20 protein-coding genes are annotated in these 16,880 nt (G+C 65.9%); 10 read left to right on the top strand and 10 right to left on the bottom strand.

All coding sequences use genetic code 11. The features are described from left to right. Window positions 1-218, top strand: a 218-nt coding sequence (locus QQZ18_RS06150; RefSeq protein ID WP_446728614.1) for a transposase, incomplete at its 5' end; no start/stop codon positions are given. A gap of 446 nt (window positions 219-664) precedes the next feature. On the opposite strand, the gene QQZ18_RS06145 is transcribed toward QQZ18_RS06150, so the two are convergent. Then, window positions 665-1,096 carry an RrF2 family transcriptional regulator gene (locus QQZ18_RS06145; RefSeq protein WP_284539139.1) on the bottom strand — a complete coding sequence of 144 codons (432 nt, stop codon included), beginning with the start codon at window positions 1,094-1,096 and terminating at the stop codon, window positions 665-667. Window positions 1,097-1,283: 187 nt separating this feature from the next. On the opposite strand from QQZ18_RS06145, the gene QQZ18_RS06140 reads away from it, so the two are divergent. Beyond that, entirely contained in the window at window positions 1,284-2,279 is a 996-nt protein-coding gene (locus tag QQZ18_RS06140; protein ID WP_284539137.1) for an alpha/beta fold hydrolase, read from the top strand. 85 nt (window positions 2,280-2,364) lie between these two features. Here QQZ18_RS06140 and QQZ18_RS06135 read toward each other — a convergent pair whose 3' ends face one another. Both QQZ18_RS06135 and QQZ18_RS06130 read right to left on the bottom strand, forming a co-directional pair. Continuing rightward, entirely contained in the window at window positions 2,365-2,757 is a 393-nt protein-coding gene (locus tag QQZ18_RS06135) for a hypothetical protein (protein ID WP_284539134.1), read from the bottom strand. Window positions 2,758-2,817: 60 nt separating this feature from the next. Continuing rightward, window positions 2,818-3,210 carry a hypothetical protein gene (locus QQZ18_RS06130; protein ID WP_284539132.1) on the bottom strand — a complete coding sequence of 131 codons (393 nt, stop codon included), beginning with the start codon at window positions 3,208-3,210 and terminating at the stop codon, window positions 2,818-2,820. Window positions 3,211-3,353: 143 nt separating this feature from the next. Here QQZ18_RS06130 and QQZ18_RS06125 point away from each other — a divergent pair, with 143 nt between their 5' ends. Together QQZ18_RS06125 and QQZ18_RS06120 are read left to right on the top strand one after the other, a co-directional pair. Then, window positions 3,354-3,917 (top strand): GNAT family N-acetyltransferase, encoded by a 564-nt coding sequence (locus QQZ18_RS06125; RefSeq protein ID WP_284539130.1) that lies wholly within the window; start codon window positions 3,354-3,356, stop codon window positions 3,915-3,917. Window positions 3,918-4,244: 327 nt separating this feature from the next. Further along, on the top strand, window positions 4,245-5,315 hold the full coding sequence (locus QQZ18_RS06120) for a hypothetical protein (RefSeq protein ID WP_284539128.1): 1,071 nt from the start codon (window positions 4,245-4,247) through the stop codon (window positions 5,313-5,315). Between the two features lie 50 nt (window positions 5,316-5,365). Here the strand turns inward: QQZ18_RS06120 and QQZ18_RS06115 are convergent, their stop codons facing one another. The 3 genes from QQZ18_RS06115 to QQZ18_RS06105 all read right to left on the bottom strand — a co-directional run bounded on the left by QQZ18_RS06115 (window position 5,366) and on the right by QQZ18_RS06105 (window position 7,023). Next, entirely contained in the window at window positions 5,366-5,812 is a 447-nt protein-coding gene (locus QQZ18_RS06115; RefSeq protein ID WP_284539126.1) for a helix-turn-helix domain-containing protein, read from the bottom strand. 114 nt (window positions 5,813-5,926) lie between these two features. Next, window positions 5,927-6,430 carry a hypothetical protein gene (locus QQZ18_RS06110; RefSeq protein WP_284539124.1) on the bottom strand — a complete coding sequence of 168 codons (504 nt, stop codon included), beginning with the start codon at window positions 6,428-6,430 and terminating at the stop codon, window positions 5,927-5,929. Window positions 6,431-6,618: 188 nt separating this feature from the next. Then, window positions 6,619-7,023, bottom strand: coding sequence for a DUF1801 domain-containing protein (locus QQZ18_RS06105; protein WP_284539122.1), 405 nt, complete (start codon window positions 7,021-7,023; stop codon window positions 6,619-6,621). Window positions 7,024-7,158: 135 nt separating this feature from the next. On the opposite strand from QQZ18_RS06105, the gene QQZ18_RS06100 reads away from it, so the two are divergent. Next, entirely contained in the window at window positions 7,159-7,464 is a 306-nt protein-coding gene (locus tag QQZ18_RS06100) for a hypothetical protein (RefSeq protein ID WP_284539120.1), read from the top strand. On the opposite strand, the gene QQZ18_RS06095 is transcribed toward QQZ18_RS06100, so the two are convergent. Further along, entirely contained in the window at window positions 7,461-8,360 is a 900-nt protein-coding gene (locus tag QQZ18_RS06095; protein WP_284539118.1) for an AraC family transcriptional regulator, read from the bottom strand. The two genes, QQZ18_RS06100 and QQZ18_RS06095, sit on opposite strands and share 4 nt — an antisense overlap. Before the next feature lie 96 nt (window positions 8,361-8,456). Here QQZ18_RS06095 and QQZ18_RS06090 point away from each other — a divergent pair, with 96 nt between their 5' ends. Then, window positions 8,457-9,221, top strand: a complete 765-nt coding sequence (locus tag QQZ18_RS06090) for an SDR family oxidoreductase (protein WP_284539116.1) — start codon at window positions 8,457-8,459, stop codon at window positions 9,219-9,221. Between the two features lie 655 nt (window positions 9,222-9,876). After that, the gene (locus tag QQZ18_RS06085; protein WP_284539114.1) at window positions 9,877-10,167 is read left to right on the top strand and encodes a GIY-YIG nuclease family protein; all 291 of its coding nucleotides are present in this window, start codon (window positions 9,877-9,879) and stop codon (window positions 10,165-10,167) included. A 751-nt stretch (window positions 10,168-10,918) separates the two neighbouring features. Here the strand turns inward: QQZ18_RS06085 and bla are convergent. Next, window positions 10,919-11,800, bottom strand: a complete 882-nt coding sequence (bla, locus tag QQZ18_RS06080) for a class A beta-lactamase (protein WP_284539112.1) — start codon at window positions 11,798-11,800, stop codon at window positions 10,919-10,921. A 354-nt stretch (window positions 11,801-12,154) separates the two neighbouring features. Between bla and QQZ18_RS06075 the strand changes: the two genes are divergently transcribed. After that, entirely contained in the window at window positions 12,155-13,081 is a 927-nt protein-coding gene (locus tag QQZ18_RS06075) for a DUF535 family protein (protein ID WP_284539110.1), read from the top strand. Here QQZ18_RS06075 and QQZ18_RS06070 read toward each other — a convergent pair. Together QQZ18_RS06070 and QQZ18_RS06065 are read right to left on the bottom strand one after the other, a co-directional pair. Then, on the bottom strand, window positions 13,054-14,259 hold the full coding sequence (locus QQZ18_RS06070; protein WP_284539108.1) for an ATP-binding protein: 1,206 nt from the start codon (window positions 14,257-14,259) through the stop codon (window positions 13,054-13,056). The genes QQZ18_RS06075 and QQZ18_RS06070 overlap by 28 nt on opposite strands. Further along, window positions 14,256-14,948 (bottom strand): response regulator, encoded by a 693-nt coding sequence (locus tag QQZ18_RS06065; protein WP_284539106.1) that lies wholly within the window; start codon window positions 14,946-14,948, stop codon window positions 14,256-14,258. The genes QQZ18_RS06070 and QQZ18_RS06065 overlap by 4 nt, the downstream gene beginning before the upstream one ends. Before the next feature lie 284 nt (window positions 14,949-15,232). Here QQZ18_RS06065 and QQZ18_RS06060 point away from each other — a divergent pair, with 284 nt between their 5' ends. After that, window positions 15,233-15,799: a putative glycolipid-binding domain-containing protein gene (locus QQZ18_RS06060; RefSeq protein ID WP_284539104.1), complete on the top strand. Its 567-nt coding sequence runs from the start codon at window positions 15,233-15,235 to the stop codon at window positions 15,797-15,799. A gap of 32 nt (window positions 15,800-15,831) precedes the next feature. Next, window positions 15,832-16,839: a serine hydrolase domain-containing protein gene (locus QQZ18_RS06055; RefSeq protein WP_284539102.1), complete on the top strand. Its 1,008-nt coding sequence runs from the start codon at window positions 15,832-15,834 to the stop codon at window positions 16,837-16,839. The last annotated feature ends 41 nt before the right edge of the window (window positions 16,840-16,880 follow it).

Genomic DNA, 16,880 nt, shown 5'->3' with positions numbered 1-16,880 from the left:
TCTGTGATCCACACAAGCCCTGGCAGAAGGGTGGCATCGAAAACGCCATCGGCCGCATGCGTCGCCAGCTACCCAGCACCACAGATCTCCAAGCCATTCCTCCGAGCGAAATCGATCGCATCATGGACCAATACAACGACTGCCCACGAAAGATCCTTGGCTACAGCACCCCGGCCGAGGTATTCAAAGACTTCCTCACTGTTGCGCTTCAAACGTGAATCCATCCTCTGCCTTCGCAGATGATGACAGTTAATTGATATGAAACAAATAGATAGAGCGTTGTGCGTGGGCTGCGAGGTTGTCGCTTGCTATTAAGGCAGGCGATGCGCTGGACGAGTTCGCGCGCCGCTTATCCCACTGTTTCCTCTATATAAATTGTCATCCTTGCGCAGGCGAGGACCTCGGGCAGGACGGGGCGAGGGGCTGATATCGGTCTCCCCTCGTTTCATGGAGCGTGATAGGGGGCCGATGCGCTTTCTCTTCCTGAGGTCCACCTTGAATTCGCGCGCGAATTCAAGAGGCCTGCGCAAGGATGACCATTTATACATAGGGATCAATCGGCTATCGCGCGAATACTTCCTTTGAGGCCGCATTCCGTGCACGCGCGGACCACGGCGGCCTATGAGGACGCGCACCGCCATCCGATTGTCGGCCCTCGGGACCTTCACGCCTCGCCCTTCGCCCGCTCCATGGCGGCGCGGGCGATGTCGGAGAGCGGGGTGGCGCCGTAGATCTCGACGAGGCGCGCTTCGGCCGCGGCATGGGCGGCGACGAGCACGGCATTGGAGGCGCGCTCCACCGGGCAGGAGGGGTGATCGCTGGAGGTGGCGGCCGGCAGGATCGGCCCGGCGCCGAGCGCCCGCTGCACGTCGAGAACCGTGATCTCCTCAAGGCTCTTCGCCAGCTTCCAGCCGCCGCCGCGCCCGCCTTCGGAGGCGACGATGCCGTGATCGCGCAGGGCGCCGAGGGTGCGGCGCACCACCACCGGGTTGGTGTTCAGCATCTCGGCGATGCGCTCGGAGGTCTCCCGGCCGCCGAGCAGCGCCATGTGGACGAGAACGTGCAGCATGCGCGCCAGCCGGCCGTCGCTTCGCATCCACGGTCCTTTCCGCAACAATTGAGGTTACGTCATAGCTTTTCCGGTTTCACCGGGAAAGCTCTATCTCTTTGTTAAGACGCAGTTCCGGACGCAAAACCGGTTCCCACTTTTGCTGGAACCGCTCCATATTGACAGCGGTCGCTTTCCGTAACACCATTTGTTACGCAACGGAAGGAGTCCCATCATGCGCGAGACGCTGATCGACACGCGGACCATCGCCATGCACTTCCTCGAGGCCGGCGAGGGGCCGTTGGTGCTGCTCTGCCACGGCTTTCCCGAGACGGGGCGTGCATGGCGTCATCAGGTGGCGGCGCTGGCTTCGGCCGGCTATCGGGCGGTGGCGCCCGACATGCGCGGCTATGGCGGCAGCCACGCGCCTGAGGGGACGGACCAGTACACCGTGGTGCACGCCGTCGGCGACATGGTGGCGCTGATGGACGCGCTCGGCGAGGACCGGGCGGTGATCGTCGGCCACGACTGGGGCGCCACCGTCGCCTGGCAGGCGGCCCTGATGCGGCCCGACCGCTTCCGCGCCGTGGCGGCGCTGGGCGTGCCGATGATGGGCCTGCCGCCGCTGCCGCCGTCGCGGATCTTTCCGAGGAGCGGGGAGGCGCTGTTCTACACGCTCTATTTCAACGAGCCGGGGCTGGCCGACGCCGAGTTCGCCCGCGACCCGCGCCTGACGCTTCTCAAGATCCTAAACGCGGCGAGCGGCGAGGCCGGACCGCGCCTTCCGGGCGACGGCACGCCCAACCCCTTCGGCATGGTGCGGCGGGGCGTGGGCCTTCTCGCCGACCTGCCCGCGCCGCCCGCGCTGCCCGCCTGGCTGCCCGAGGCCGAGCTCGACCGGATGGCGGCGGCCTTCGCGGCCAGCGGCTTCACCGGCGCGCTCAACTACTATCGCAATCTCGACCGCAACTTCGAGCTTCAGCAAGCGATGGCCGGCGCCAGGGTGGGCGTGCCGGCGCTGTTCCTGATCGGCGAGCGCGACACGGGCCTTTCCATCCCAGGCATGGCCGAGATCATCGCCGCCATGCCCGAGCTGGTGCCCGACCTTCGCGGATCCCATGTGATCCCCGACGCCGGCCACTGGCTGCAACAGGAGCGGCCGGAGGACGTGACCGAGGCACTGCTCGCCTTCCTCGGCGATGTCGAGGGGCGACTGTTTTCATTCCTGTGACGCTGAAACCTTCGGTTCAGCGTCTGGGGCGGGAAGGGTTTGCGACGGGGCGAAAGTCGGCTGCGTTGTGGCTGCTTTCGGCGCGTCAGCGGATCGCCCCCATGGCCTTCAGCCGCTCCTGGCGGACGCGAACGACCTCGTCCCAGGCGAGGCGCCAGACCCTGTCGTGAAGCTCCGACAGAAAGGCCGCGATCTCGTGGAAGTGCACGTCATCCGCTCTCGCGCGTATCTGGAAGAGCACTTGCTCCGCCTCACAGTCGCTTTCGCCGCCACTGATCGGCACGTCGAGATCGTCGTTCTTGAACCATTGCGGATTGTCAAAAGCCCGCTTTCGCGCGTGGTCGACGGCACAATCCACGTAGGTCTGGGCTTCCGGATATTTGAAGGCGGACGCCAACGCGGTTCCGGGCGACGTAACGCACAACGCGATTGTGAAGCAGCCGGCCAACGTAAGGTCGGTGAAGCCGAGTTTAGCCACGAGATTCCCTCCGAAATGATCCTCACGGTCGCCGCAGCTGCCGTGGCGCACGGCCTCGCATCAACGGATCTTGCCCTCAGCCTTGAGCTGCGCCAGACGAATGCGAAGGAACTCGTCCAAGGCGCGGTCCCCAGCCTTGGTTCGCAGCTCCACAATCACATTGGTCATGTTGTTGTCGGACAGGCCGCTGGCCCTGGCTTTCGACCTGAACGTGTTCTCGATCGGCTGGCATGCCGTCCAGCCGCCGACGCTTAGGTCAAGCACGTCGTCGTTCTTCAACTGCCGTCCCTTGGCCAAAGTCCGCTTTCTGGTTTGAGCCACCATGCAATCGACGTATGCGTTGGCTTCCGGATAATCGAAGGCGGACGGAAGGCGTAACCCGCCCGTCGAGTTGCACGACGCCAGCGCGAGACAGCCGGCCAATGCGAGGCCGGTGAAGCCGAGTTTAGCCACGAAAAATCCCCCCGAATGCGATCCCCGCCATCGCCATATCCGCCGACTCCCTCTCGGCCGATACCTATGAAGCAGACAAGCCCAGGTTTGCATAGTTGGTTTAGATACAATCATATTTGCTGTGGCAAAGAGGACCCGTCGCAATGACCACCTTGGCGACAACCCCGGTTCTGGTGGCGCCGACGCTTGACGCGCTCGGCGGCTATGAGGACGCTCTCGAAAGAGGCTGGTCGCCCGACCCGAGGCGCACGGGTAACGCCGCCTATGTCGCGGCGGAACTCGAGGCGCTGAGGGCCAACCGGGCCGGCTATCTCGACAGGCTCCTGAACGACCCCGCCCCGGCGCGAAACCCTTCACCGACGGCGTTGGTCAACCACGCCTTCTGGATTTCCGACGGCGCGTTCGCCAGCAAGGCGGACCTCCGCTACATACCCGCCACCGGCGCCGTGCCGGCCGGCATTCCCGGCCACATCGGCTTCTCCGTGGTGCCGTGGAAACAGGGCAAGGGCTACGCGACCGCCGCGCTCAGGGCGCTGATGGAGTTCGCCGGAACCAAGCGCCTGAAGACGCTCCACATCCTCTGCAATCCGGAGAACATGGCCTCAAGGCTGGTCATCGAGAGGGTGGGCGGCAAGGTCTACCACGTGGGGCCGCACCCGTCGGACAGCCCGAGGCAGATGAAGATCCATTACCGGGTGAGGTTGTGATCCCGGTTCCGCCGGGTTTCGACCTTTCGGGCGGAACCTGGCGGAAGCACCCGACCGGGCACGGGCCGGTCAGGCCGAAACCCGCTTGAGCGGGATGCGGCCAGATCAAACGGAACGAGGGTGAGGGGCGTAAGCGCCCACGAGGACGATACGCAAAGGTTTATCGAGGGTTGAGAGACAAAACGGTTGAAATCAGGAGGTTCTGACGTCACAAAGAAAAACACCAGGTGGGGCTCGCCCGACCTGGTGCTCTAATCTGATGTCGACGGCGCATAGCAAAAGCCAGTGGGGCCAGTTCGACTGCTCTGAAGGATATGTACCGGCGCGATGGCCGAAAGTCAAGTTCCATACCCTTACGATGCGGCGGCGATTGCTTCACTCAAGGCGTCGATTTCTGAGCCAAGGTTCGCAACCTACCTTGCGAAAGCCAGCGGAAATGAAGCCTTCGCTTTCGCTCTGTACCTCTATAACGCAAGGCTGGCGAAAGCGTTCCTGTTCCCCCTGAGCGTTGCGGAAGTGACCTTGCGCAACGCGGTGGATGGCGTTCTGCTTCAGCTCTTTGGGGATGCCTGGCATCAGGATGCAAAGTTTCGCAATACGGTCCTGACGCAGGAAAGCTTGGATGCCCTGGACAAGGCAGTGAAACGAGCTCAGTCAACTGCGCGCGGCAAAGTGATCGCGGAGCTTACCTTCGATTTCTGGTCCAATCTGTTTCGCAACGATTACGCGGATCTTTGGCGAACAAAGGCCAATATCGCCTTCCCAGGTCTTGCCCACGGCGAGGGGCGACGTGAAATCCAGTTGCTTGTGAAAGAGATCAACCGTTTCCGAAACAGGGTCGCGCATCATGAGCCCATTCTGGACATGAACGTCCCCGACCTGCATTCGAAAATCATCAAACTGGTGGAACTGCGCTGCCAAGTCACGGCCGATTGGATGCGGCATCATTCAACCGTAAGCGTCGCGATGCGCACCCGGCCGAATCTGGCGGGATCCGCGCCTGTCACGTTGGCGAGCAGGGCCGATCCAAGGTTCGAAATCGTCGAGCCGACATCGAAGCTGGTTCACCTTGCGAGAGAAGAGACGCAAGCAAACGCAGCATTCATTTGCATGGAGAAGGGCAGCGTTGTCGGGGCGTTCACGCATCAGCAGCTTGCGCTTTACATGACGACCAAGGCCCAGGAAACGGGCGGATTGATCGACCTGAACGACCACGCCGTCGAGGACATCTTGAACGATCCTGCGATCACCGATGGCTTTCGGCCAATGCCGGCGGGGACGTCGTTCCTTGATGCCGTCAAAACACTGAAAGAACCGAAGACCCGTGTCGTCGTCGCCGTGAATCCGGAGGATGGGGCGCCTGTCGGAGTCATATTGCGAACCCACAGGCGATACTGAGCGACAGCCGCGCGATGGCGATCGATGGCTTGTAGACCGCGACCGGCGGTTCAGAGGCCATGGTTGACGGTAAGGTCCTCCGTGTCTTCGGCAAGGGCGTCCATGGCCTTCTGCCGGGTGTCGAGCTGCGTCTTCAGCGCGAGCACGTCCTTCAACCGGGCGCGGCGGTGCTTGCCGACGTAGCGAAACGGCAGGTCGCCGCGATCCATGCGCAGCACGACGAGCGGCCGCGATATGCCGAGAATGGCGGAGGCTTCGGTCGGGCTCAGCTCCTGATCCTCGGTGAGGACCGCCACGCGCTCGCCACTCAGCAAGCGGTCGATCAACGTCTCCACCGCGTCGGCGGCGGCGGCCGGCAGCGCCAGCGTTTCGCTGCGCCCGCTACGACGGCGGACGTGCAGCTCCACCCGGTCTCCCTCTCCGCGTTTCGGCAGGGGGGATACGGTCTGGCGATCCAGGGTCGAAAGCCCGGCGAACCGGACGTCATGGCGGGTCATGACGAGATCTCCTGATCTTCGAGATGCAGTGCGGAAGCGGCATGACTGCAATGACTGAAAGGGGGCGGTCTTGCTGCGGGCGGTCTTTATTGGTTCGGGGCTATGCGAGTGGTCCTATGTCCGCCCAGCAAGGGTCTGCCACGCCTCGCGATATGGCTCAAGCCAGCCCGGGCCGCAGCCGATCATCAGCCCCTGGCGTTCGAAGTCAGGCAGGAAGCGACGAAAATCAGTGTCGTTGCGCTCTTGCCCCTTTGCTCCAGGAGTTTTCAGCCAAGCTTGGTGCGATCGGCTGATCACATCGGCGACCACTTCGCTTGGCACAACGAAACACGCTGGCGGGGCTGTCAGGGATGCCCCGAAATCGAGAAAGCAATAGAATAGTCTTGGGGAGCTTATCGACTCGTGCTTTTTGCTCATGTGCCAGCCGCCGTCGCTGCCCTTATCGACTCGTGTCTTGACCTGCACGGCGCAGAGCCGGTCGCCTATGTCGTCCGTCACCACGATATCGCAGTTGGGCACACCGACAGGCGCCAACGCGGCGATGAAACCGTGACGCAGCAACAGCGACATCACGTAATGCTCGCCAGCGGCACCGAGAAGAGTGGATGCAGCGACCAAGGCATGTCTCCCTGGGATGGAGAATTAGGTGAATAACGAAGTAAAGATGGCGGACGGGTTGCGTGACTTCAGCGAAGCCGGCTTCCTTGCGGCAACATATTCTTCGCTAGCGCTGTAGGCTAGGCGAGTAAACAGTTCTTCCGGCTTATGCCGACGCCGCTACCTGCCGCCATCGCTGCAACGTCGGCCTACCTCCTCGCCTGCTTCCCCACATTCCACCCCACCGCCGCCCTTACCAACTCCCTGAACGCCTCCTCATCCACCATCTCCCCCTCCCGGATATCGATCGCGCGCCGCATCCCCCCGCCAAGCCCGGCGTTGAAGAGGCCCGCTGGGTCTTCCAAGGCGGCGCCGTGGGCGAAGGTGAGTTTGACGTACGCCTTGTAGGTCTCGCCGGTGCAGAGGATGCCGGCGTGTTCCCAGGTGGGGACGCCTTGGGGGTTGGAGGGTTTGATCCATTTCACGGCTTCGACCACGTCGGGGTCGGCCTCGTGGATCAGGGCGCGGATGCGCTTCAGCGTTTCGGCCCGCCAGTCGCCGAGGCTTTCGAGCTTCAGGTCGATGAGGGCGGAGGGCGTCGGCTGGTCGGTCATGGGCGATCCTCCGTTGCTTGCGGCGGCAGCATAGCATCGTCGCGGCCACTGGCGCCGTGGCGGTTAAGCGCATGGTCGGATTTCCGTTCGGATTCGGTTGTGGAATGATGCGCCGTGAGGCCGGGGAGGCGGGTGATGGTCGGGACAATCGGCAGTCGGACGCGATTTGAGCTGCGGCGCCAGAGTGACGATCTCGTCTACACCTTCGTGCACGAACGGCTTGGCGACGGGTCCGTTGCCTACAGGCGGCAGGACCAGGACCTGTGGATCGTCCATCGCCCGGACTGGGGCTGGGTCGCCTGGGATGACGCCAGCGACACATGCCTGGGACGGTCGTGGAACACGCTTCCCCACCAGCAAGCCGACCATCCCCCGGAAGGCGACTGGGTCAGCCGGAAAGGCTCGAAATCCTACGTCTACACATTGGTGTATGTGGATTAGGCCGCCGCGCCGCGCGCATACCGGGCCGGCGGCACCCCCACGTGCCTTGAGAAGGCGATGGTGAAGGTGCTGGCGGAGGCGTAGCCGGTGCGTTCGGCCACTTCGGCGATGCCGGCCGTGCCCCGGCGCAGCAGGTCCTTGGCGAGCGCCATGCGCCAGGCCAGCAGGTAGTCCATGGGCGTGAGGCCGACGACGCGGCGGAAGCGCTCGAAGAACACGGTGCGCGAGAGGCCGGCCTCGCGGGCAAGCTCGGGCACCGTCCACGGCCGCGTCGGCGCCTCGTGCATGCGGCGGAGGGCGACGGCGAGGCGTTCGTCGGCGAGGCCGCGGATCAGGCCGGGCCGGGCGGCGGCGCCGCTGTCGGCGCGCAGCGCCTCGATCAGCATGATCTGCAGAAGGTGGGCGAGGATGACGTCGCGGGCCGGGCGGTCGGCGCGGGCCTCCTCGTCGACCATCTCCACCAGGGTGGCGAGCCGGGGCTGGCCGCGCACATGGATGAGGCTCGGCAGCAGCGACAGCAGCAGCGCGGCGTCGGGCGAGCCGAAGGCGCAATAGCCGACCGCCATGCGCGCGTCGGCCGGCCCGTCCGGTCGCCCATGCCGGTAGTGGCGCGGGCCCACTTCCAGGTGCGGGGTCGGCTCGCCCTCCGGCGGCGGTTCGAGGCTGGACATGCTGAAATCGTTGGCCGAGGGCAGCAGCAGGAAATCGCCCGGTTCGAGAACGATCGGCGGCCGATCGTCGACGACGAGGCGGCAGCGGCCCTCCAGCATGGCGCAGTAGAAGGGGCGGCCGGCATCCGAACGCGTCACGCGCCAGGGACCGGCGGTGCTGGCCAGCTTGGAGAAGGAGGCACTGGGCTGCAACAGGGTGACGACTTCGGCGAGGGGGTCGGTCATATCGGGACTTCTGCAAAAGAAATGCGGACTATGCATCGTAGCACGTCCCGACTTTGCGATCTATTCTCAATCGATCGCAACACGAAAGGACATCCCATGACAACGGTTCTGATCACCGGCTGCTCCTCGGGCTTCGGGCTCGAGACCGCCCGCCTGTTCCTCGAACGCGGCTGGAGCGTCGTCGCCACCATGCGCGAGCCGCGCGCGGACATCCTGCCGGCCTCCGAGCGGCTCAAGGTCTTGCCGCTCGACGTGACGGACGCCGGGAGCATCGCCGCCTGTCTTGAGGCGGCGGGGCCGGTCGACGTGCTGGTCAACAATGCCGGCGTCGGCCTGCTCAACGCGCTGGAGGGCATTCCGATGGAGGCGGCGCGCCGGGTGTTCGAGACCAACACGCTCGGCACCATCGCCATGGCCAAGGCGGTGCTGCCGCAGTTCCGCCAGCGAAAGGCCGGCGTCATCGTCAACGTGACGTCGACGGTGACGGCGGCGCCGCTGCACCTTCTGTCGGTCTACACCGCCAGCAAGGCGGCGGTGAACGCCTTCACCGAGTGCCTGGCGCTGGAGGTGGAGCCGCTCGGCGTCCGCGCGCGCATCGTGCTGCCCGGCCGCGCGCCGGAGACCGCCTTCGGCCAGAACCACCGCAAGCACATGCCCTTCGGCATCCCCGAGGCCTATTCGGAGATCGCCGAGGGCGTGTTCGCCGAGTGGCGCACCTACCCGGCCGATCAGGTGACGCACGCCGGCGACGTGGCCGAAGCGGTGTGGCGCGCGGCGACGGACCCGAGTTGCCCGATGCGGCTGCCGGCCGGGGTGGATGCCGTGGCGTCGATGGAGGGGGCGGAGCGCGTGATGGCATGAGGGGAGGGGGAGGGAGCGCGATAGGGGCGTCGAGTTTCATCCTGCCTGAGGTACACCTTGAATTCGCGCGCAAATTCAAGGTGGATCTCAGGGTGAGAGGGGAGCGAGGGTCGTACCGAGCTCCCTTGTGTTGCTGGAGCGCAATATCGGCGTCGAGATTCATCCTGCCCGAGGTCCTCGCCTGCGCAAGGATGACAATTTATATAAATGGAACAATTGGATAGAGCGTATCGCCTCGCCTCGCCTCTGAGGTTTCCCCCTCCGTATATGGCGGTGCAATGCGCTTCCCAAGGTGGGGTGCGGGTTATCCAACTGATTCCTCTATATAAATTGTCATCCTTGCGCAGGCGAGGACCTCAGGCAGGATGGGGCGGTGGGGTTGATATCGGGCGCCCTTGGTTCAGGGAGCTTGATATGGGCCGCCGCGCTCTACCTTCCCGAGGTCCTGCGCCTAAAGCGCAGGATGACAATTAATTGATATAAAACAAGTATATAGCGTAGGCAGCCTTCCTGCGCCGAACGATCTCCCCTCACCATAAGGCCGTCATCCTGCGCTTTAGGCGCAGGACCTCGGGCAGAATGGAGCGAGCGGTTGATATCGGGCGACGTAAATCCTAGAGTTGCGCAGCCTTCCCATTTCCATGATGCTCGCAGCATGAAGTCCGGTTGCGTATATATCGTCACCAACAAGCCGCAGGGCGTGCTCTACGTCGGCGTCACCGCCGACTTGGAGGGCCGCATCTGGGAGCATCGCAATCACATCCATCGAGGCTTCACCGACAGCTACAACTGCACGCGGCTCGTTTGGTACGAGGATTGTGGCGACATCACCGAGGCCATTCATCGCGAGAAGCGTCTGAAGTTCTGGAAACGTGCCTGGAAGATCAGGCTGATCGAAGAGATGAACCCGGAGTGGGACGATCTCTTCGAGACGATCATGTCGTGATTGGCGGTTGATATCGGCCGACACGCGTTCTCGTCCTGAGGTCCTGGCCTTCGCCAGGATGACGGCCTTATAGTGACGGGAGGTCGTTCGGTGGGGGAGTGGCTCTACGTTATCTTGTTGTTTTATATCAATGAATCGTCATCCTGCGCGTGAGGCGCAGGACCTCGGGCAGGATGGGGCGGGCGGTTGGTATCGGGCTCCCGTTTCGCGTCCGCCATGCTCGCGCTTGCTTGATGCAGGCGGTTGATATCGGCCGACGCGCCTTCTCGTCCTGAGGTCCTGGCCTTCGCCAGGATGACAATTTATATAAATGGAACAATTGGATAGAGCGTATTGCCTCGCCTTTGAGGTTTCCCCCCCCTCCGTATATGGCAGCACGATGCGCTCCTCATCGCGGATCGCGGGTTATCCAACTGATTCCTCTATATAAATCGTCATCCTGCGCGTGAGGCGCAGGACCTCGGGCAGGATGGGGCGGGCGGTTGGTATCGGGCTCTCGTTCCGCGTCCGCCATGTTCGCGCTTGCTTGATGCAGGCGGTTGATATCGGCGTTGTGCCCCGTTCTGCCCGAGGTCCTGGCCTTCGCCTGGATGACAGGAAATTGATATGGAACAGGCGCTTAACCGGCGCTTGGCTTGCTGTTGCCGTCGGCGGGTTGGTCGGTTTCTCGCTGTCATCGGGCGGTCACCCCGCCTCGCTTGGGGATGGCGTGGGGCGAGGGGGTGGGGCTCCCCTCGCTTTCGGGGACGCGCTAGCCGCCGAAGCGGGTGGCGATGAGGGTGGCGGCGTCGGCGATCAGCTTGTTGCGGCCGTCCGGGTCGAGCTTGGAGCCGGTGGTGTAGATCGCGGCCAGGATGGGGGCCTTGTCGGGGCGGTAGATGATGCCGACGTCGTTGCGGGTGGCGTTGCCGCCGGAGCCGGACTTGTCGGCCACCTGCCAGGTCTTGGGCACGCCGGCCTTGATCAGCGGGCCGGTGACGGTGCCGGCCAGCATCCAGTCTTCCAGGCGCTTGCGCGAGGCGTCGGACAGGGCGTCGCCGAGCAGCAGGGCGTCGACGTTGCCCATCATCGCCTCGGGCGTGGTGGTGTCGCGCGGGTCGCCCTCTCGGGCGGTGTTGAGCGTCGGTTCGTTGCGGTCGAGGCGCGAGGTGGCGTCGCCCAGGGTGCGGGCGTAGGCCGTCCAGCCGGCCGGGCCGCCGATTTCCTTCAGGATCAGGTTGGCGGCGGTGTTGTCGCTGACGGCGACGGCGGCGCGGCAGAGCGCCTCCAGGCTGAGGGCGCCTTCGGCGACGTGCTCGGCGGCGACCGGGGCGTAGCTGAGAAGGTCGGCCTTGCCGTAGGGGATTTTCGTGTCGAGCTTGAGTTCGCCCCTGTCGACGGCGGCGAGCACGGCGGCGGCGGCCACCATCTTGAACGTCGAGCACATGGCGAAGCGCTCGTCGGCGCGGCGGCTCAGGCGGGCGCCGGTGGCCTTGTCGAGCGCGGCGACGCCGATGCGGCCGCCGCTCCGCGCCTCCAGGGCGGCGAACGGGTCGTCGGCCGCCAGGGCCTTGCCGGCCAGCATCAGGCCGAGGCCGGCGGTGGCGGCGGCGCCGAGCAACGTTCGGCGGGTCGGGAAAAGAATGTCGCGCATCAATGCCTCGTGTCGTGATGATCGTGTGGTGAGCCCCCGCGGCGATCCTGCCGCTTCTTGTGGCGGTTGTGGGGCGCGCGTGCCCCGTGGGCCGACGCGGCCACGACGGGCGATGCCGGTCGCACGCGTCTCCACGCCGAGGATGCCGCCTCCGTGGAGCGAAAATTCAGCGATATGAAACAATGCGGTAGCCGGAAATCGCCTCGGCTCGCGCCGGCCGCTTTCCGCCGTCCTCGCGGTGCGCCGTCCCGTGCGACGGCCGGTGCGCCCCCACGAAAGGGGGATGCGATCTTGGCCAAGTCTTGACACTGCCGATGCAGAGCAGCGCGGGGCACACGCACTGGAAACCTGCACATGCACTTGGACAAGATCCTTTCGGCGCAAGAGCCGCTGGCCTGCGAGCCGTACCGCCCGGCGGGGCTCGCCAACCCCCGATGGGCCATCGCCTGCCGGATCCTGACCGCCTTCGCCCGGCTGAGCTGGAAGCGCGGCCTGCTGTTGTGGCTCCGCTTTCTCGTCTACCCGAGGGCGACCCTGGGCTGGTGGCGATGGCTGGCGGGCGTGGTGGCGTCGCGGGGCTATCCGCTGCCCCACGACGACCTGTTGCAGAAGCCGCTGATGAAGTTTCTGGCCCTCGGGCTGAGCGGGACGCAGCGGCTGGGCCTGCTCACCGGCCATTTCACCATTGCCGACAAGATCCTGTCGCGGGACAGCATGGTGCGGCTGTGGCAGGGCGAGACGCTGGTCATGGGCGAGGTGCCGGGGCGCGGCGACGCCTATCGCTGCCTCATCATGCTGGCCGACCGCTGCGGCGGCCGCCACGAGGGGGCGTTTGCCGTCCGGCTGGTCCGCATCCGCGACGGGGCGACGCTCTGCACGGTGCGGTTCACCCTCGTCTACGAGGATCTCGGGCAACGCTACACCTTCGTGGTGGGCAGCATGCAAGGGCCGCGCAACGCCAAGCGCCTGATCATCGAGGCGACCCGCGACCTGTCCGGCCTGCGCCCGAAGGAGGCCGTTCTCATGGTGCTCCAGGGGCTGGCGGCCGAGGGGCGCGCCCGGCATTTCCACGCCGTGTCGCGCGCACGGCACCCCATCCGCTACCGGCGCGCCCGGCGGCAATCCATGATGATGTCGGACGTGGACGGCTTCTGGTCGGAACGCTCCGGCGAGCCGGACGACGGCTTCGGCTTCACGGTGCCCTACTCGCGGATCGGCGGGCACGACCGGCGCGCCGCCAGCAAGGCGCAGTTCTACGGCGTCGGCGAGCTGTTCTGCTGACAGCCGGTCGGCGGGCCACCGTCCGGACAGAGGTGGATGGCGACCATCGCCCCGCCGTCCGGCCGGTTCGCCAGGGCGAGGTGGCCGCCATGGGCGGCGGCGATGGCCTCGACCACCGACAGGCCCAGCCCGGTGCCGCCGGTGGCGCGCGAGCGCGACGGATCGCCGCGCCAGAACGGGTTGACGGCGACCGCGTCCATGTCCTCGGGGAAGCCGGGGCCACGGTCGAGAATGCGGACGACCACGCCGCCGTCGGCCAGCCGCTCGGTTTCGCAGCGCAGCCAGCCGCCGGCCCCGGCATAGCGGCGGGCGTTGTCCAGCAGGGCCAGCACGGCCTGACGCACCCGCGACGGGTCGGCGGAGATCCGGGCCGGCCGCAGGTCGGTTTCGACCTTGAGCCCGGCTTCGTCCAGCATCGGCCCGGCCACGGCGATGACCGCCTGGACCACTTCGGCCACGTCGAGGGGCTGGCGCTGCATCACCAGTTTCTGGCCGATGGCCAGCGACAGGGTGCGCAGGTCCTCGACGATGCGGCCGAGGCCCTCGACCTGCAGCAGAAGATCGGAAATGCTCTGGCGTTCCAGCGGGAAAACGCCGTCCACCATGCCCTGCAAGCCGCCTTGCAGGATGGTCAGCGGCGTGCGCAGTTCGTGGGCGACCGCCATGTTGTTGAAGCGCAGGCGCTTCTCCATGCTGTCGAGGCCGGTGGCGAGGGCGTTGAAGGTGTCGACGAGGCTCGACACCTCCCGCGTGCCGCTGGAGGACGTGGCGACGCGGACCGAGAAGTCGCCGCTCTTCAGCGCGTCGGCGGCGGCGGTGAGATCCTCGAGCGGGCGGGCGATGCGCCGGGCCAGATAGATGCCGATGACGGCGCAGACCAGGGCCGACACCAGCCCGCAGACCAGGGCGGCGAGCTGGATCTTGAGGTCGGTTTCCTCATCGAGGGCGTTGAGGTGCTCGACGAGGGCGACGACGGCCTGTCCGTCCGGGGCGCGGCCTTCGTTGATGGCCTTGTAGGCGGCGGCGGCCTCGGGCGCGAGGCCGCCGGTGATGCTCTCATCGAGATAGGTCGCGTACCAGGTGACGCCGATGTAGGCGAGACCGACGCTGAGCAGCAGCATGGTGGCGATGACGGTGGCGGTCAGCGTGGCGAGCGGCAGGCGCCTGGGCATGGTCATTGCGGATCGGAAAAGCGGTAGCCGACGCCGCGCACGGCGGTGAAGAAGCCGGTTTGCCCCAGGTCTTCCAGCTTGCGGCGCAGGTTGGAAATGTGGGTGTCGACGGTGCGCACCAGCGCGTCGCTCTCGGGCAGGCAGGCGTCGAGGATTTCCGCCCGCCCGAAGGCCTGGGTGGGGTGGCGGATCATGTGGGCGAGGATCCTGAACTCGCTGAGCGTCAGCGACAGGGGAACGCGCTTTCCGCCCTGGTTGACGACCACGGCGTAGCTGCCGAAATCCACCTCGATGTCGCGGAAGCGGCGCACGCTGTCCTTGCGCTCGCCTGTGGTCCGGCGCAGGACGGCCTTCACCCGCGCCACCACCTCCTGCGGGTTGAACGGCTTGACGATGTAGTCGTCGGCGCCGAGGTGCAGGCCGCTCAGCCGGTCGAGATCGTCGGCGAGCGCGGTGACCATGATCACCGGCGTCGAGCTGGTCTGGCGCAGGCGGGCCAGCACGGCGAGGCCGTCCAGCTTGGGAATGCGCGCGTCGAGGAGCACGATGTCGGGCTTCAGCAGCGCGTGGTGCTGCAGCGCCGTTTCGCCGTCGGCGGCCTGCACCGTGCGGTAGCCGTCGCGCAGCAGATAGCCTTCGAGGATCCGCGCGATGGCCGGCTCATCCTCGACGATGAGAACAAGATTGTTGTCCACGTGCCTCTTTGCCCACCATTCCGCCCGCGAGTCCGTCCGGCGCCCCCCGGTCCGCCAACGGGCCGGGACTATGTGAGATCACCGGGGCTCACGCAACCGCAAACGGTCCCTCGACAAGGTCCGGGGCCGGTCCGCACGGGGCCTTGATCCGGTCTCCATCGTTTCTTGACACTCGAGCTTCGGCCGGGTTTCGGCGCCCGCCGATGCGACCAATGGTGCCGCGCGGCGCTTTACGCCACCCCCGCCAGCGCCTAGGATTCGCCGCGCAATCGCAGGGGGCGCCGATGACAACCACCGTTTGCTGGCGGGAGTGGGACGGCGAGGGGTTGGAGCACTGCGCCTATCGCCTCGACGAGACCGGCCTCATGCTGGAAGGCGTGGTGGCGGGCACGCACGAAGGGCTCTATGGCGGGCATTATCTGGTGCGCGCCGATGCCGCCTTCCGCACCCGCGACGTTCGCGTCGCCTTCGTCGGCGGGCCGGCGCTGCATCTGCTGGCCGATGGCGAGGGCGGCTGGCGCGACGCCGTCGGCGGGCGCTCGCTGCCCAGCCTTCAGGGCTGCGTCGACGTCGACATCCGCGTCACCCCGGCCACCAACACGCTGCCGATCCGGCGGCTGGGGCTGGCGATCGGCGAAAGCCGCGACATCGCCGTCGCCTACGTGCCGCTGCCCGAAGGCGACGGCGGCCTCCGTCCGAGGCGCGTCATGCAGCGCTACACGCGGCTCGACGGCCCCGGCCGCTATCGCTACGAGGGGCTCGACAGCGGCTTTTCCGCCGAGATCGAGGTGGACGCGGCCGGCCTGGTGCTGGATTATCCCGGTGTGTTCCGCAGAATGAGGCGCCCATGAGCGGTGCCGACGGTTTCGGATTGAGGGCGGACATGGCAGCTTTTGAAACCCGGCTCCAGGACCTCATGACGCGCGCTCGGGTGCCGGGGCTATCGCTGTTCGCCATCCGGAACGGGACGCGCGACATGCTGTCGCTGGGCGTTCGCAGCACGCAGACGCGGGAGCCGGTGGACGGCGAGACCGTGTTCGAAGCCGCCTCGCTCAGCAAACCGCTCGTCGCCTGCGCCGCGCTTCGGCTCGTCGATGCCGGAACGCTCGATCTGGACGAGCCGTTGTCGCGGTTTGCCGGGCCGATCGTTGCCGACGATCCTGCCTCGGCGCGGATCACCGCGCGGCATGTTCTCTCCCACACGACGGGCTTGCCGAACTGGCGTCGCGATGACCTTCCCTTGCGCACCCACTTCCCGCCCGGCTCTCGCTTCAGCTATTCGGGCGAAGGTTTCGTCTACCTGCAATCCGCGCTCGAACGGCTGACCGGTGAACCGCTGGAACTTCTTGTTCGGAGGCTGGTTCTCGACCCGCTCGGCATGGAGAGGTCCAGTTTCGTCTGGCTCGACGTGTTCAGTGAAGCTGCCGCCTGCGGTCATGACGGAGAGGGAAAGGTTCTGTCAAAATTCAAGCCGAGCCGGGCGAATGCCGCCTTTTCCCTGCATACGACCGCTTCCGACTATGGCAACTTCGTCGTCGCGGCGATGGAGGGGCGATTGCTGTCGGCAAGCACCGCCGGCCTGTGGCTGGAACCGCAGGTTCCGACGCCGCGAGGCCGGTTCGAAGCCTTGGGCCCAGGCCCCATCGAAACCGAACCAGGCGTGTCCTGGGGGCTTGGTTGGGGGCTGGAACCGGAAGACGGGGCGTTCTTTCATTGGGGATCCAACCCCGGAATGACCGCCTTTGTCCTGGCTGAGCCCGAGACGCGCACCGCCTTCGTTGCCTTCATGAACGGTGACGCGGGGCTGGATATCGTTCCGGACATTGCCGGCCACCTCTTCCAAGGCCGGCATCCCGCATTAACGTGGCTCGAGTTGCCGCAGGCCTCCTGACGCTCGGGCCTTGGAGCGCGGCGTCTCTGATTTCAGGTATC

Source organism: Pleomorphomonas sp. T1.2MG-36, from assembly GCF_950100655.1.
Lineage (GTDB): Bacteria > Pseudomonadota > Alphaproteobacteria > Rhizobiales > Pleomorphomonadaceae > Pleomorphomonas.
Note: the sequence above shows the minus strand (reverse complement) of the source record. Positions and strands in the feature narration are given on the sequence as shown.